Genomic DNA, 16,403 nt, shown 5'->3' with positions numbered 1-16,403 from the left:
AATTCATGAATACTGGAATGATCGAACAAGACTGGAATTTGTAAAGTCAGTCCTAAGCGTCGATTGATCGCGTCCAGTAGTATCAAACCGCGCAAGGAATCGACACCATAATCAATAAACCGCGCTTGTGTGTCAACCTCGTCAGGCATCATTTCCAGTACCTGGGCTGCCAGTTCGACGATGCTCTGTTCAATATCTGTTGTGGATGAATGAGTAACAGGCCTTTTCTTTTCTAATGTCTGTTCTAAATGGGGGTAGTATTTAATCGCCTCAGAATAAGACAAAGCTCCAACGCCTAAACGCTCCAGGTTAATCTGTAATGTCCGCTCTGGTGTTTGGTGGGCGGCAGCTTTGCGAATCGTCAGCAGCACATAACGCACCAGGTTCGTTTCCAACACTTTGCCGAAGTTATGCCAGCCTCGGTGTTCTTTTTCCACATCCGCCATGTCTGGGTAAATCGAACTTAAATAGGCGGCATTCTCCAGGAAATTGGGGTCAGATAAAAAGTTGCTGATCTCCTGGCCGACATCCACGCATTCGATAATAATTAAACCATTGTGCGCCAGGATTTTGCTGTATTCCTCGGCGGTGCTGGTATATTGTCCTAAGTGAGAGGCATTAATTGAAGTGACGGTGTTGGCCACACAATCGGCCAGGACAATAGTGCCATCATCGTTGAGATGACGCGCCATATTACCGAATACGCCTTGCTTGTCGGCAATATGTACGGTGACCTCAAAGCCGATAATTAGATCGAATGTGCCTGGAAACGGGTCTTTGGTGCTATCGTTGCACGATACCTGAACACGCTCACCAAGACTTTCGTCCTGAATACGTTGTTGACCGAATTCAATTTGCTTAGGCGAGATGCTAAAACCCCTGCCGCTCAACTGTGGATGGCTCTTTGCAAGTTGGATTAAATCGGTGGCATAGCCGCAGCCAATATCAAAAACGCGATGCACTTTCTGAAAGTCTACCAGGCGGTAGAGCATGGATTTCAGCTCGGTTTGTTTTTTAAAGGTCAGCTCGAAATGCTCCCGATGTTTTTCCGGTTCAAAAAACATCATCAACCACGAGAAGCCCTCAACGCGCTGGATAAAGGGGGCAAAAATCAGATAGACTTCTTCTGAGCCGATCTGATTTTTCCGGGATTCAGTTACTTTGTCATAATAATCGGCTACAACTTTACCTATTTCTGACATTTCGGATTTCATTTGAGATGTTTTTTGGGGAGCTGTCTCGGATAAGGTCTGAGCAACTATTTCAACGGGCATTTTATCTTCCGCTTTTTGCCACCAGCAACGGCGTTTTTGAAAGGAGTAAGTTGGCAGTGAAACACGCCTGGGAGGATGGGCATAAGGTAGCCGATTCCAGGGAATCAGCTGGCCTTGTGTCCACAATTGTCCAAGACGCTCCAGTTTATTGTCGCTCCATAGCGTTTCGATGTTTATGTCCGTAGTTGAAACATTAGTTGACGATAAACTGCCAACAAAAAGAGGCGCGTGTACTGGCTCATTTGCCAGAAACCGAGTCAGTGCCTCTAGCAATTGCTCTTTGCTTTTTACCACCAGTGCCCAACGCTCGGCAAAGGCTTCGCGCCCTTGCTGAAGGGTAAAGGCGATATCGACCAGGGAAATCTGGTAGTGCTGGCCATCTGAAGAATCCGCTTGGCGTTGCAGATAATCTCTCAATAGCAATAGTGCTTGACGCAACTGTTTTTGGGTTTTCGAGGAAACCACAATCAGCGCTGCTGGATTTGACTCAAAGGGGGATGCATTGTCGATTTCTGCTGCTGAGACATATTCTTCTACGATCAAATGTGCATTCACACCCCCGGCACCAAAAGAATTGATCCCTGCCCGCCGGGGATACTCTTGGGGAGAAACAGCCGAGTCGCTTTGCAATGAAGGCGGCTCCCAAGCCCTTAATTCGTCTTGAAAATAGAAGGGCGAACCGGGATGGTTTATGCTCGCGTCTAAAAGCGGGTCTCTGCGATCGGATATTTTGCTGGGTAGCAGCTGGCGGTGTTTCATTTGCAGCAGGACTTTGCTGAATTGAGCAATGCCGGAAGCGGCCTCCAAATGGCCAATATTGGGTTTCACTGAACCTAAACCACAATACTGTTTGTACTCATTGCCTTTGCCTTGGGCACCATAGGACTGGGATAAGCTGCGCCATTCCACTTGATCGACCATCTCCGAACCCAATGCCTGAAGCTCGATATAACTTACTGTTTCGGGAGCCAGATGGGATTTTTGTAGTGTCTGGCGAAACAGCGCGGCCTGACTTTCCAGAGACGGCATCAGATAGCCATTACTGCGTCCTTTATGGCAGACGGAGGAAGCTTTGATCACACCATAAATCTGATCGCGATCGCGCACAGCCTGTGCAAGGGGCTTGAGTAGAACAGCGCCCACCCCCTCCCCAGGTACAAACCCGTCGCCACCGTCTTCAAATATACCGGAAGAAATTTTGGTGGATAACAATTTCTTCTGACACATTAATATATATTTGGAGGGGTGCAAATAGAGATTAACGCCCCCGGCGATCGCAGTCTCGCATTCCCCATGACGCAGACTTTCACACGCCATGTGAATCGCTACCATAGAGGAAGAGCAAGCCGTATCTATGGCAATGCTGGGACCGGTAAAGTTAAAAAAGTAAGAAATCCGGTTAGGTACATTAAAATAGGAGGTGTCAACCGGCGCACCACAATCAGCGCGATCGCTGCGATCGTGTTCTAACAGTGGATAGGTGTTCGAGGTCACGCCAACAAAAACCCCCACGGTTTGACCACTCATTTGTTCTCTGGAATAGCCTGCATCTTCCAATGTCAACCACACGGTTTCTAACATCAGACGCTCTTCAGGAGGCATACTTTTCGCTTCCAGGGGTGTGATCTGAAAAAATAAAGGATCAAATTGATCGATATCGTTTAAAAACCCACCTTGGGAACAATACATTTTTCCCATAACCGCCTGGTTGGGGTCAGGATCATAATATTTTTGATAATCCCAACGGCTTTCTGGAATATCTGTGATGGCATTTTTTCCAGCTTTCAGGTTTTCCCAAAACTCGTCCAGGTTCTGGGCTTGAGGGTATCGACCACTTAGACCGATTACGGCAATTTCCTCTACCGCGCTGGGATTTTCCCGCTCTGGCGCTTTGTTCGCAACACGATCGGAAATAGAGACGCTTTTGCTCATTGGTTTTTCTGAACCGGGCTTTTCACCGCTTTGATTCGGCTCTAAGGAAGTATTTCCGAGAAAACGATTTAGCTCGCTGCTGTATTGTCCGATTAAATAGTCAGTTAAATCACGTACTGTCGTGTATTCCAAGAGCAATGTTTTTGGTAATGCACCGAGTTTTTTCTCCAGTAAAACACTGGTTTGACGAATCATTACCGAATCCAGTCCGAATTGATCGAAGCCGGTATACACGTCGATGTCTTGCGGCGAAGCTTTCACCACCGATGCAATTTCATTTTGCAACCAGCTCATAGTAACTTCATAAAGCGTCTCGCTGGACGTGGCGCTTTCATTGGCGATGGGCTTCGCCCCGATAGAAGCGATCGCAGCCATCTCCTCTGCTCTCTGTGTCCTTGCAAACATTTGACTGAGTTGATCCCTAAAGCCGTAGGCGACAAAATAGGAATGCCCGCCTGGTGAGTTCAACAAACAATCCCAAGCCGCTAAACCCTCGTGAGTGGGCAATGGCTGAAGCCCCGTCCGTTCTACCAATTCCTGATAACCTTGCTCGGACATCGACATCCCGCCGTCGCGCCAGTATGGCCAGTTGATGGCAAGGGTTTTTCCCGATCGCTGCTTTATTCCCCGCAATTGTTCCCGCCATGCCGCAAAATAATCCATGAAGCGGTTGGCGTAAGCATAATCACTTTGCCCGATATTTCCGATGACAGCAGTGGTTGAAGAGAACAATACCAAAAAATCCAGGGGGATATTTTTAGTGGCCTCATCCAAATAAACTGTACCATAGACCTTAGGCGCTAAAACCTGAGCCATCTGTTGCTGGGTTTTATTGAACACCAGCGCGTCGCAGATCACACCGGCAGTATGGATAATGCCATGCAAGGTCTGAAAGCGAGTTTGAATTTCTGTAATTAGTTCAAATACGCGATCGCGTCTCGATATATCTGAGCGGATATAGACGGCCTCTGAACCCATCGATTGCAGCATTTTTATCTGTTTTTCAGATTCGGGTGTTAGCTCAGAGCGTCCACTAAGAACGAAGGTCGCCTTTACCTGAGCAGCAATATGGCGGGCGAATTGTGCCCCCAGGCTGCCACTGCCGCCGGTAATTAGATACACGCCGTGGGGACGCAGGTTTTTTGATGAAACCTGGATTTGGGGATCTTGCCATTCACTAAAGTGCTGCACCCAACGCTGTAAAGCACCTTGATCGTCATAGCGTACTGTCTCATCGGCTAAGGCGCTCCCCTGCAATTCTGCCAGAAAAAGATTGATCGTGCGTGCGTCGATATAGGACAAAGACGCGGGTAGCTCTATGGTCTTACAGGAAAATCCCGGATGCTCTAATGCCACCGTCCGGGCAAAACCGCTTACTGCTGCACAAGCGGGTTGAGACTGCAAAGCCCCTGCGCCATAACCATAGAGAATATTGCAGACATTGCCAAAGGCGTGTTTTATCAATGCCCGAATTAAATGACAAAGGGAATAAAAACCTCGCTCTATCTGCAAACCCAGGTGCTGGTCATTGTTGACGGCTTTTTCCTTTGGCTGCCACAGGTGAACGATCTGACGTGGCCACAAAGCATTCTGCCGAAGTGCCTGTGCTAGGCAAGCATAATCTTCATATTGCTGTGGATTGAGTTGGTAATAGTGCGGTTCCAGCAGACGAAAACTTTCTCCGATACACACTCTTACACATCCCATTCCCTCTTGCTCAAGCTGTGCCTTCCATACCTCGCCCATTTTTTTATCGGCTTCCAAAAGTAGGACAAGCTGTGCTTCTTCGCCCGCCTCAATGGTCACTGGGAAGAGAAGCTCCGTCTGAGTCCATTCACTGCGATAATAGATGCGTTCGACGTTAAGCTTTTCATCAATGGGTGTCATTGAGGATTGAACCTCTTCTGATCGCAATCTTTTATATTGATCGTGATTCAGTCCAGAGGTATTTTCACCATTTCCACTAGGGATCTGTATATTGACTGGAGTATCGAACCAATACCTTTGCTGGGCAAAAGGGTATGTCGGTAAAGCTTGGCGCTTGGGCTGGTTCTGCGAATACATCTGCTGCCAATCAATCTCTGCGCCTTGTACCCAACATTGTGCTAATTTTCGCAGTGCTTTCTTTGCGAGCAGCGTGGCGATCGCCTCGTCTTCTCTAAGGGGCGCGAGGGGTCTATGGTTATGGCTGGGAGCGCCTTCAAACCACTGACCTCTATGGGGTTCGCCTTGCACATAAGCTGCCAGTAAATGAAGCAATTGTTCTGACTCTTCTACGATCAGAGCCAGCCTTTGAGTCATGGCGTCGCGCCCGACTTGCAGGGTGTAGGCGAGATCGCACAACTTGATGGTGGCTGATGCCGCCTTGTCGCTGAGATGGGAATATAAATTTTTTGCGACTTCTTTGAGCCGCTCTTCGTTCTTCGCCGATAAGAGGATCAGGTATGGTGGGGTATGTTCATCACGGGTATGGGACAGTTCTTGCTGATCTTGATATTCCTCCAGCACAATATGGGCGATCGCACCGCCAAAGCCAAAGGAACTAACACCGGCTCTACGCGGTATCTCCTGCCCTTGCTCATCGATCAGACGCTGCCATGAGGTCTTTTTGTCAACGATATAAAATGGGGTCTCGCTCAAATCGATATAGGGGTTTAAGGAATCGAAGTGCAAAGTAGCGGGCAGGGTTTTATGGCGCATCGCCAAAAGCACTTTTACCAATCCGGCAATGCCTGCTGCTGGCTCTAAATGACCAATATTGGTTTTCACTGACCCTAATCCACAGGTGCCAGATCGACTGGCAAATGTGCCTTTCTGATGCATATAAGTTTTATACGCCTTTTTCAGGGCGGCAATTTCCACTGGATCGCCTAGTTCCGTCGCTGTGCCGTGTGCTTCGATATAACTTATGGTGTCGAGGCCAAAGCCTGCATCTTGGTAGGCTTTTAACAACAACTGAGCTTGTGCTTCCGAGTTCGGCGCAGTTAAAGAATTAGCTTTGCCGCCATGCTGGATCGCACTTCCCCGAATAATCCCATGAATCGAATCGCGATCGCGCAAAGCGTGGGACAAGGGCTTCAATAAAAAGCTTCCTACCCCTTCACCACGCACATAACCATTTGCTTTCCGATCAAAAGTCTTGCATCGCCCATCAAGGGATAAAACGCCCAACTGGGTTATATCCAATAAGGTATCGGGGGACAGCATCAGGCTAACCCCGCCAACAATTGCCGCAGTGCATTCCCCATTGCGTATCGCCTGTACGCCCTGATGCACCGCCACCAGGCTGCTTGAGCAAGCAGTATCAATGGCCAGGCTCGGACCGTGCAGATCAAGCAGATAAGAAATTCGATTGGCTAATACTGAATGTGCATTGCCGGTGAGAATTTGCGCCCCGCTTTCTCCGGCCTGCTTCAATAAATGTTGATAATCGTTAAACTGGACACCAACAAAAACGCCGATGTTTTCTCCAGATAAAGTGGCTGTGGCGTATCCGGCATCTTCTATCGTTGCCCACACACTTTGTAAAAGTAAGCGGTGCTGGGGGTCCATTAATTCTGCTTCCCGGCGGGAAATGCAAAAGAAATCTGCATCAAAGCTATCGATATTCGGGAGAAAACCACCCCATTTTATCGATGTTTTCTGAGGATCATTCACTGGGTCTCCATAGTATGCCCGCCAATCCCAGCGATCGCCAGGAACTTCTTTCACCAGATCGTGCCCAGCACTCAGGTGCTTCCAGAATGTTGCCAAATCGGGTGAGCCGGGAAAAACGCCGCTCATGCCGATAATGGCGATATCCTGGCCAGCTTCAGTGGGAACTGTTTGTGGCGCATGGCGCACAGGTGTTTCGGGATGATTTTCTGGGGATGCCTGGTTTGATTCTTCTGGAGCATAAAAAGCTTTCATGTCTGCTTCAAAATGCTCCCAAAAATAGGTACTGAGACTTTGAATATTTGCGTGGGCAAAGAAGACGATGGGTGAGATTTTCAGATGATAATACTGACTCAGTTGATCTGCAAATTCTTTGATGGTGATGGAGTCAAAACCATAGGCGCTGAGGTTGGCATCAAGGGCTATTTGTTCCGCCTTCATTTGTAAAAGTTTCGCTGCCATATATTGCAAATCTTCCTCAATGCGGACAGTGAAAAACTTTTCACCTGCAATATCTGGCAGCGTGGCTGCGTCTTTTGCTACAGGTTCAGACCTGGGCGTTAAAACTGGCTCGGTAATCCTCTGAGTTTGACGTTTTACAACACCTTTTACCCCCAGGTTACGGTCTATTTTCTCCGGGTTTCCCGATAATACCATCACCTGAGAATGGGGGCTGGCTAGAATTCGATCTAACGCGTCTAGCCCCTGCTGTGCCTCTAAATATTCCATACCAGAAAAAGATAGATACAACTCTTCAGCATCGAGGTTGAGATGCATCCCGCCTTCCCGCCATAGAGGCCAGTTGACTACAACGGTACGTCCCTGGCGCTGCCCTTGGGTACGTAAACTTTCTCTAAAACGGCCATAACCATCTAAAAATCGGTTTCCAATGGCGTAATCGCATTGTCCAAAATCCCCTAGAATTGAGGATGCTGAGGAAAATAATATCACAATATCCAGCGCTGGTTTTTCGATCGATTCATTTAATACCTGATCTAAAACCAAGGTTCCTTGAATCTTAGCCCTCAAAGTCTGCTGAAAATCCGCCAGCGATTTTTCTGGGAAGGAGGCAGCGCTCATCTGTCCGGCGGCATGAATTAAGCCCCGCACTGGGCCGAAGACCCGACTAGCCCAATCTAGAAGCTGGCGCACGGCATCTGGATCTGTGATGTCGGCCTGAAGGTAAACCCCATCACCGCCCGATCGCTTGAGCTGTTTAATTAAGGCGTTAATTGATTTTTCTGTTTCTCCCTCGCAGGCTGATCGTCCGGTGAGGATCAAACGCGCCTGATAATGCTCTGCCAGATAACGTGCCCAAAGTGACCCTAAGGCTCCCGCGCCCCCGGTAATCAGATATACGCCACCCTGCATCCAGGGAGGGTGTTCAGCAGAAGACAGGTTCAAACGCACAGGGGTTTTGATTAGTCGCTGCCCTTGACGATATAACACCTCAGTCTTGACATCTTCCCGTTCTTCACCTTTGAGTCGGGAAAGCTCTCTGCAAACGGTGGTCAATACTTCACTTGCATCGGGCGGACCGGTTTCAAATTGAATTGAGCGAAAAAGCATTTGTGGGTAGATGAGCTTCAGTGAGCGCCCATAACCTGCTACGGCTTCCATAAACGGATTGCCCTGTCCTTTGTGTCCATGAGAGAAAAACAGCAGTTGGGATAAAGGCGCGTGTGCGCTTTGTGATAGACTTTTGAGAAGATGATAAACGGCGTAAATGCCTCTGGATAAGGACGATGCCTGATGATCTAGCAAACTTTGATCTGTACCTGGTGGCTCTTGCAAAGCCCAGGTAAAAATTGCGTAGACAGGCTTGAGCTTTTTTTGCTTAAGAGCAGTAGATAACAATTGATAGTGGTTTTCGCAATCGGGGTTGATCTCAAAGTCCCCGTTACTGCACTGTTTAAACTCTTGTGCAGGCTGAATAAGCAGCAGTTCTACTCCCCACTGCGATCGCCAAGTCCGCGCCAGCGATTCATTACTATCAAAAAGTAAAATGGTCTCACCAGGCTTGATATCGGGCTGACTGGCAAGCACTTGAGAATGCTCACTCTCTTGCCAAACATAGTTGTAATAAGCGTTTTGAGCAGGTTCTTTACCTTGATTTAATGGCGCATCTAATGTGTTTCCCTCAATCCAGAACTGCGGGCTATCAAAGGAATAGCCGGGAAGTGAGGCCTTAGTAAAAGAGGTGGCATCGACTAAGCCATGCCAGTTGATATTCAGTCCATACAACCAGAGTTGTTTCACACCTAATATCAAATGGTCGGGGTTTTGGTCGCTGTTCAGAAAACTCAGCCAATCGCCCTTGTTACCCACGATCTCCGAGGGGGATACGTCGCCTTCATCACCTACCGTCAACAGCAGATCACCCTCATTTATCGGCGTTTCCAAGGGGATTTTACCAATACGATCCAACCAGGAGGGGGTATTATTAAAACGTTGAATTTGATATTGCCGCAGATATTCATATCTCTTGACGCTGGAGGCTGGGATTAGTCGTTCTTTGCCATCGGGAAATAGATACTCTTTGCCTGCATCCCAGCCTTTAACAAGCAAGATCACAACCTCTTTAAATGTCAGAACGCGATCGCCAATCAAATCTAAAAACTCACTCAAAAAACGATCTGACGAGGTTTCCTTCTCGGATAATCCCCATTTTTCATAAAGCTGTTTTAAGCTGGTTGCAACAATAATGTAGAGGAGAAGCCTTGTAGATTCCTTTTCCGGGAGTGCTGGATGATTCCCTATAAGTTGATGGACTTCCAAGCCAGATTCCTTTAACGCCGGATTCCACGCTTCGAGATAATTTTTAAATGTATACTGATGCTCATATAATAAAAGGGCTTTTTGAAGATTGCTTTTGCAGACAGACTCCCTGACCTGAATATTATTAACCAAGGTCTGCAAATAACCTGAGTCGATGCGATCGGGCGACAGGGTTGCCCTTTGAATCTGATCGTAAACGGGGTAACACAAGCGCTGGGCGCTAAGATCGAGATGATCCACTAACCCCATCGAATGTCTTAGCCCCTGGGAGAGCGTCCATAGCCCGCTAAGACATAATGCAACGCCGTGGCCAATGCGATCGCCACAGATTAAACGTGGCCGCACCCCCAAATCTAACAGCAAACGTCCACCAGCATAGGCAGAAGCAAAGCCATAAAGGGCTTCATGCTTGGCTAATATCTGGGGATTTTTGCCAGTCCAGGCATTAACCGGTTCTGCTCCATAAAACTTTTTCACCAGGCGACGACAGGTATCAAAATGCTTACGAAATCCGGGATGCTTTAGATACCAGGAGGCAATCACCTTCCTTTGCCCAGAATTCACCGATCCGATCCGCAACAGTATTGACGGCATCTCTGCACGGTCAAAAGCTCCATCTGGTGGTGATCTGAGTGCTGAACGTAAGGCCTTTTTATCTTTCACTGGCATCGCAAAGCGAAACGGAAACTGTTCCCGTCCCGTCAGCAGCGTTGCACACAAATCCTCAACCGTGATGGCGGAGCGTTGCGGATGATCAAGGAATGTTACCCAATCGCTTAACAGGCGATCCAGACTTGAGCGGGATTTAGCGGATAAGGTAAAGAGGTGCTTGTCACTTGTCTGCTTCTGGGGCAGAGATTCAGGTGTATGCTGTTTATGGACATATTCCTCAAAAATCGCATGGGCGTTGGTTCCGCCAAAACCAAATGAACTGACACCCGCTCGGCGCTTAACCCCTTCTTCAGACTCCCAGGGGTGCAGCCGATCGCCAAGATAAAGACTGGTATCCGTCAGATCAATCATTGGGTTTACGGTATTTAAATGAAGTACTTGGGGAACAAGTTTGTGCTTCATCATTAAAAGAACTTTGATCACTCCGGCGATTCCAGCAGCAGCTTCCAGGTGACCAATATTAGTTTTTACCGAACCAATGGCACAAAACGGTTTTATCCCGCCAGGGACAGCAAAGACCTGTTTCAAGGCTTCAATTTCCATCGGATCTCCCAGTGATGTCCCCGTTCCGTGGGCTTCCACATAGCTGACGCTCGTCGGGTGAATATTCGCGCTACGCAAGGCGTTGTTAATTACACTGCGCTGGGCTTCTATGCTGGGTGCGGTGATGGAAACCTTTTTTCCGCTCTGGTTTTGAGCTGGTTTTTCACCATGATGGCCGTTGTTGTTGATCGCCGAGCCTTTTAATATCCCATAAATGTGGCATTTCTGCTCCTGTGCTTTTTCTAGGGCTTGCATCAGAATAACTCCAATCCCTTCGCCTGGTACGTACCCATCAGCACTCCGATCAAAGGTTTTGCATTTTCCAGATGGACTGAGCATCCGAGATTTCGAGAAGGAAATATACTTCCAGGGATGACAAATAATATTCACTCCTGCGGCGATCGCATAGTCACATTCTCCCGCCTGTAAACTCCGTCTGGCATCATGAATAGCCACCAATGATGAGGCGCAAGCAGCATCAATGGCTTTACTTTCTCCGCTAAACCCCAGGCAGAATGATAAACGGTTCGCTAATAGGGCACCATAATTTCCCAGGCAGGCGTAGCTGTCCACGGGTTGACTGTTTTGGGCTATATGTTGATGGTAGTCAATGGCCATTACACCGACAAATACTGAAGTGACTTTTTGTTGAAGTGTTTTCAGGGCAATGCCGGAGTCTTCGACGCAATGCCAGGCTTCCTGTAATAACAAACGTTGTTGTGGGTCCATATTCCGCGCTTCACGCGGGGAAATATTAAAAAACAGGTGATCAAATTCATCGATACCCTGAATCAGCCCCCCCCATTTACTGATACTTTTCCCCGGCTCACTAAAATCGGGTGAATAATATTTTTTTGTATCCCATCGGCATATAGGAATCTCTTGAACACTATCAATACCGGCAATTAAATTTTCCCAAAATAGATCGTGGTGACTGGCACCAGGAAATACAGCACCCATTCCGACGATGGCAATGTCCTTTGCATCCAATTAACTCACCTCCCCATTCTTTATGCTTCCATTAGCATTGACTATAATATGCTGCACCACTCCTTGAGCATTGAGTAGCAAAATATACACGTAGTGTTGTATATAACTGCGATCGCTCGTGAAGGCATCCATGACATTTCTGCCAAGAAAAATATTGCACTACAGCGCATAAAAGTGCATACTCAGAGTGTATACAGCAGAAACACTTATATTAACCAGCATAAAAGGATGGAGTCAAGCAAGTAACAAAGGTCACAGTCGGTACTTATACCCGATAGAAGAATGTAGCGAGGTGATTTGACCATGATCCGAATGGCACTAAGAAAAGATATAGCCCTTGCCCTGACTGGTTCCCAGCCTGGAGCCTGGGAACCGATTCTGGGAGGCTCCGCCTCCAGTAGCTTGACGGGAGGCACAGCCTATGAGAATACATTCCCAGCCTAGAGGCTGGGAACGAGGCGACACATGCCTTTAGGCTTTTCTTAGTGCCATTGACCATGATCCACAACTACCCCACAGTTGTGGATCATGGTCAATAGAGAAGATATAGCAACGGACAAGGAGTTTAGGACATTAACTGATGATAAAACCTATAAAAAGACTTTCAACCCAGTCCCAAGCGATGCACTGAGCTTGTCGAAGTGTCCCCAGTCCCCAGCGATGCACTGAGCTTGTCGAAGTGTCCCCAGCTATATAAGCCCCGATCGCCATCAGATAGTAGAGATTCCACCAATCAGTCCCATCGTCATTGAGCAAAAACGGTTCGCACCTGTCGTCAACTATGATTCTGACTTGTTGAAAGCAGCTTAGTTTGATTGCTTTCCCAAGGGAGATGTTTTTCGTCTTCTTTGCACCCCCTGAAGGCTTACCTATTTTTCCTATTTATTGAAGATGTCTAATAATCAACAAAACCAAGCGATAAATCCCAGCCACTATTTGATTGCTTTGTCGGCGAAGAATCAAAATCGCCTGCATGCGATGGTTGAGAACTTGCTTAACTACTTAAAAGCCAATGGTCATCTCATCGAGTCCCGAATCGCGGATGTCGCCTTTACGCTGCAAACGGGTCGTGAGGAGATGGAAGAGCGTTTGGCATTTGTGGTTTCGGATTATAGTGATCTGATTAACCAGTTAAGCGATTATCTGGAAGGTGCAGCAAGCGTTAAAGCGATTTATCGCGGACAGATTAATCTGTTTGACCAGCCTGTGCAGGGCAGTAAAAGTCGCACTCAAAAAGAGATCGACTGCATACGAATGATTCGGATACACGATATGCAGGGATTAGCCGAACTTTTTGTCCTGGGCGTACACATCGACTGGAACCCTTTATATGTTAAAGGAAGTCCCAGGCGCATAGCGCTACCCGGCTACCCCTTTGCCCCAGAGCGTCACTGGGTGACGCGCCAGTATCTTAGCAGCCTGGTAACAAAAACGTCCTCAGTCCAAAATTCACACCCTCTACTCGATGAACGTGATGACAGTCTGAGCCTTGAGTCCGGCTTAGTGTTTCGCAAATTGTTGCATATAAATGATCGCGTCCTTCAGGATCATCAAGTCAACGAAACATCAGTATTCCCAGGCGTGGCCTATATAGAAATGGCCTATGCAGCATTGGCGCAGTTGTCGTTTTCTAATCCAGAAGCTTTGCAGAAGACCGTATTAAAACAAATGGTTTGGCTACAAGCGCTCACAGTGACAGAGCCAAAGCACGAAATTTTCCTCTTATTGGAGAAAGAAGCCCAAGGAATAAAGTTTGAAGTCAAAGATGATCAAACGCTTTATGCTAAGGGTCGATTCGATCAGTCGGGTGACTTGAGTAAAAGAGAACCAAGCCTGGAACTGGAAAAACTGAAAGCGTGCTGCCCGCGTGTAAAAAATCACCAGGACATTTACCAGGACTTTCACAACTCAGGATTAAGTTATGGGACTTGGTTCCAGGGCTTAGAGCAAACCTGGTTCAGTGAAGGTGGTGACGCGCAACAAGAGGGGGAAGCCCTAGGACTGTTTAAAATCCCCTTGATTTACGAGTCGCAATTATCCGCTTATACCTTCCATCCTGGTCTGTTGGATGCCGCTTTGCAGACAGTGGCCAGCGTGCCCGGATATTGTGCCACCGGCTCTGGTGATCTTTTACTTCCCTATGCGGTAGAAAAGCTGGAGTGGTTTCAGCCCTTTCCAGCCTGCGGATATTCCCATGTTCGCCAGATTGCTAAGAATCGGTTTGACATCACAATCTGCGATGAGCAAGGCAACGTCTGCGCCAAATTTTCTGATCTCAGTGTTAGACCAAGCCGTTCCCCAGATCCAGAACCCAGCCTGAATAAACTTACCTACCGAGGGATCTGGTTGCAGCAAGAACTTGGCGCAAGGCGATCAGCAGCAAGCCGTCCCGCAAAAACCGGAACCGTGCTGATCATCCATTCGCCGAAACAGTGGGCATTGGCACAAGAGCTAAAGGAAGTTTTAGCAAAAGCCCACGGCGAAAATCAAGTACTGCGGATGTGCCTGAATTCAAAAGACTGGGACTTTAAATATTTAGAGAACTGGAATCATCGTATCAGTGCCATCCAGGAATTGCGCGAGATTTATTTTATTTCTGCTATGGAGCAGACAGTTCAGAGCGGAAACTCTACTGTGGATACCCTAGATTTCGCTAATAGCCAAGAGCGTGGACTACTCTCTTTATTCCGCTTGCTAAAAGTGCTGGATAAAAACCAGATGCTGTTAAAACCTCTGTCGTTAAAAGTCCTAACGACGGGAAATTATCGAATTTTGCCAAGGGACACTATTCATCCATTTAGTGCCGGCTTACAGGGTTTTTGTCGTTCCATCTCTCAGGAATACCCCTTGCTGGCGCTCAGTTGTATTGATTTGGAATGCATGGATGGCGAAGCCATGTCTGCGGACTCACTGAAAAAACTGGCACAGTTAATCGTCGCCGAACCCGCGCATCAGCCCAATGAAACCGTCGGGATACGCGAACATCGGCGCTATATTCGCAAGCTTGTTTCAGTTTGTTTGCCCGAACCCACCTTGGCACAGGGAGATCAAAGGGCTTTCAAATACCGAGGCGTATACTTGATCGTTGGCGGGGCTGGGGGCATTGGCATGGCACTGGCTCAGTACCTGGCCGTGAGCGTTCAGGCGCGTCTGGTCTTAGTGGGCAGAAGTGCTATAGACACCGATAAAAAGCAAAAAATATCGGCACTGGCAGCAGCAGGCGGCGAAGCACTTTATATTCAGGCAGATATCTGTTGTCTGGAAAGCATGAAAAATGCCGTCGCCAAAGCACGCCAGCGTTTTGGCAAAATCGACGGCGTGGTTCATTCCGCCATTGTCTTAAACGACCAAAGCTTGTCCCGGATGAGTGAAGAGGTTTTGCGGGCAAGCCTGGCACCAAAAGTCGAAGGCAGTATCGTGTTGCAGCAGGCAATGACAACGGAGCAACTAGATTTTATGTTGTTCTTTTCTTCAGCAATCTCCTTTAGCGGTAACGCTGGGCAAAGTAATTATGCGGCGGGATGTACCTTTAAAGATGCCTTTGCTCATTATCTGACGCAAGTGGAAGACTACCCCGTATTTAACATCAACTGGGGATATTGGGGCAGCGTCGGTGTTGTAGCGAACGACGCTTACCGCAAGCGTTGGGCAGCCAAGGGTGTCCATTCTATTGCCCCCACACAGGGAATGAAAGTGATTGAATCGATCCTGATTAACGGTATCGATCAAATCGTTGCTGTGAATGTCGATAAGCCCTTTCTAGAGCGTCTGGGCGTAGATATGTCCCTAACCCAAAAAGTACTCACACAGCATAGCCCCTCGTTAATCGCTAAACTTCCTAGACTCGCTTTACCAGAAATCGGGCAGTTTCAAAAAAATGTTAACCGCCTGGAAAAACTGAGTGCGTTTCGCTGGGCAAAAGTGTTTAAAAATATGCTCACCACGTCCAGTTCTCAGGAAACCTATTCCCGCTCTGATCTGAAACAACAATTACAGGTTAGCTCCGAACACCATCGTTTGTTTGACGTACTTATTACCATATTAATTAAAGAGGGCTATTTGAGCCAGCAAGGAGAAAGCCTGCTGCCTACACCTTTGTTGAATGGCGATCGCTTCCAGCAGCAGGAGGCGGAGGTAAAATTGCTGGAAAATGAACTATCCCAAACCGACGATGCCTATTTAAAATTGCTATCACGCTGTCTGGATCACTACCCCGCCATTTTGCGGGCTGAACTTGTAGCAACCGAGATTATTTTCCCCCAAGGCTCTATGGAATGGGTGGAAGGCATTTATCGCCACAATGCTTCTGCCGATTATTTTAATCAGCAGTTGGCAGAGCGGCTTGTTGCCTATATTCAAGCACGTCTGCCTTCGCTGGACGCGAGGGAATCTATTCACATCCTGGAAATTGGTGCAGGCACCGGCGGCACCAGCGCCATTGTCTTCAAGGCACTCCAGCCTTATGCCAGGGCAAACGCATCTTATTTACTAATAAAAACTAAGAAAGATTGCAAAATGATATAGATAATTGCAAAAATTGATGTAACGATAAGCAAACTA

General features: G+C 47.7%; 5 protein-coding genes. 2 read left to right on the top strand and 3 right to left on the bottom strand.

Annotated elements, in window-relative coordinates:
* Both V7K50_RS14315 and V7K50_RS14310 read right to left on the bottom strand, forming a co-directional pair.
* Nucleotides 1-11,843: SDR family NAD(P)-dependent oxidoreductase (locus tag V7K50_RS14315; protein WP_334961022.1), on the bottom strand; the 11,843-nt coding region annotated here is incomplete at its 3' end.
* Nucleotides 11,844-11,975, bottom strand: a complete 132-nt coding sequence (locus V7K50_RS14310; protein ID WP_334961020.1) for a hypothetical protein — start codon at nt 11,973-11,975, stop codon at nt 11,844-11,846.
* A 180-nt stretch (nt 11,976-12,155) separates the two neighbouring features.
* On the opposite strand from V7K50_RS14310, the gene V7K50_RS14305 reads away from it, so the two are divergent.
* On the top strand, nt 12,156-12,287 hold the full coding sequence (locus tag V7K50_RS14305) for a hypothetical protein (protein WP_334961018.1): 132 nt from the start codon (nt 12,156-12,158) through the stop codon (nt 12,285-12,287).
* 129 nt (nt 12,288-12,416) lie between these two features.
* Here the strand turns inward: V7K50_RS14305 and V7K50_RS14300 are convergent, their stop codons facing one another.
* Entirely contained in the window at nt 12,417-12,599 is a 183-nt protein-coding gene (locus V7K50_RS14300) for a hypothetical protein (protein WP_334961016.1), read from the bottom strand.
* Between the two features lie 135 nt (nt 12,600-12,734).
* On the opposite strand from V7K50_RS14300, the gene V7K50_RS14295 reads away from it, so the two are divergent.
* On the top strand, nt 12,735-16,367 hold the full coding sequence (locus V7K50_RS14295; protein WP_334961014.1) for an SDR family oxidoreductase: 3,633 nt from the start codon (nt 12,735-12,737) through the stop codon (nt 16,365-16,367).
* Nucleotides 16,368-16,403 lie beyond the last annotated feature (36 nt).

Origin of the sequence: Nostoc sp. (assembly GCF_036917135.1) — a bacterium.
In the GTDB taxonomy this organism is placed as follows: Bacteria; Cyanobacteriota; Cyanobacteriia; order Cyanobacteriales; family Nostocaceae; genus Nostoc.
Note: the sequence above shows the minus strand (reverse complement) of the source record. Positions and strands in the feature narration are given on the sequence as shown.

Bases quoted from the DNA above. Each gene is read 5' to 3' on its own strand.
- V7K50_RS14295 (WP_334961014.1), top strand. From the start codon at position 12,735: ATGTCTAATAATCAACAAAACCAAGCGATAAATCCCAGCCACTATTTG.
- V7K50_RS14305 (WP_334961018.1), top strand. From the start codon at position 12,156: ATGGCACTAAGAAAAGATATAGCCCTTGCCCTGACTGGTTCCCAGCCT.
- V7K50_RS14310 (WP_334961020.1), bottom strand. From the start codon at position 11,975: ATGGATGCCTTCACGAGCGATCGCAGTTATATACAACACTACGTGTAT.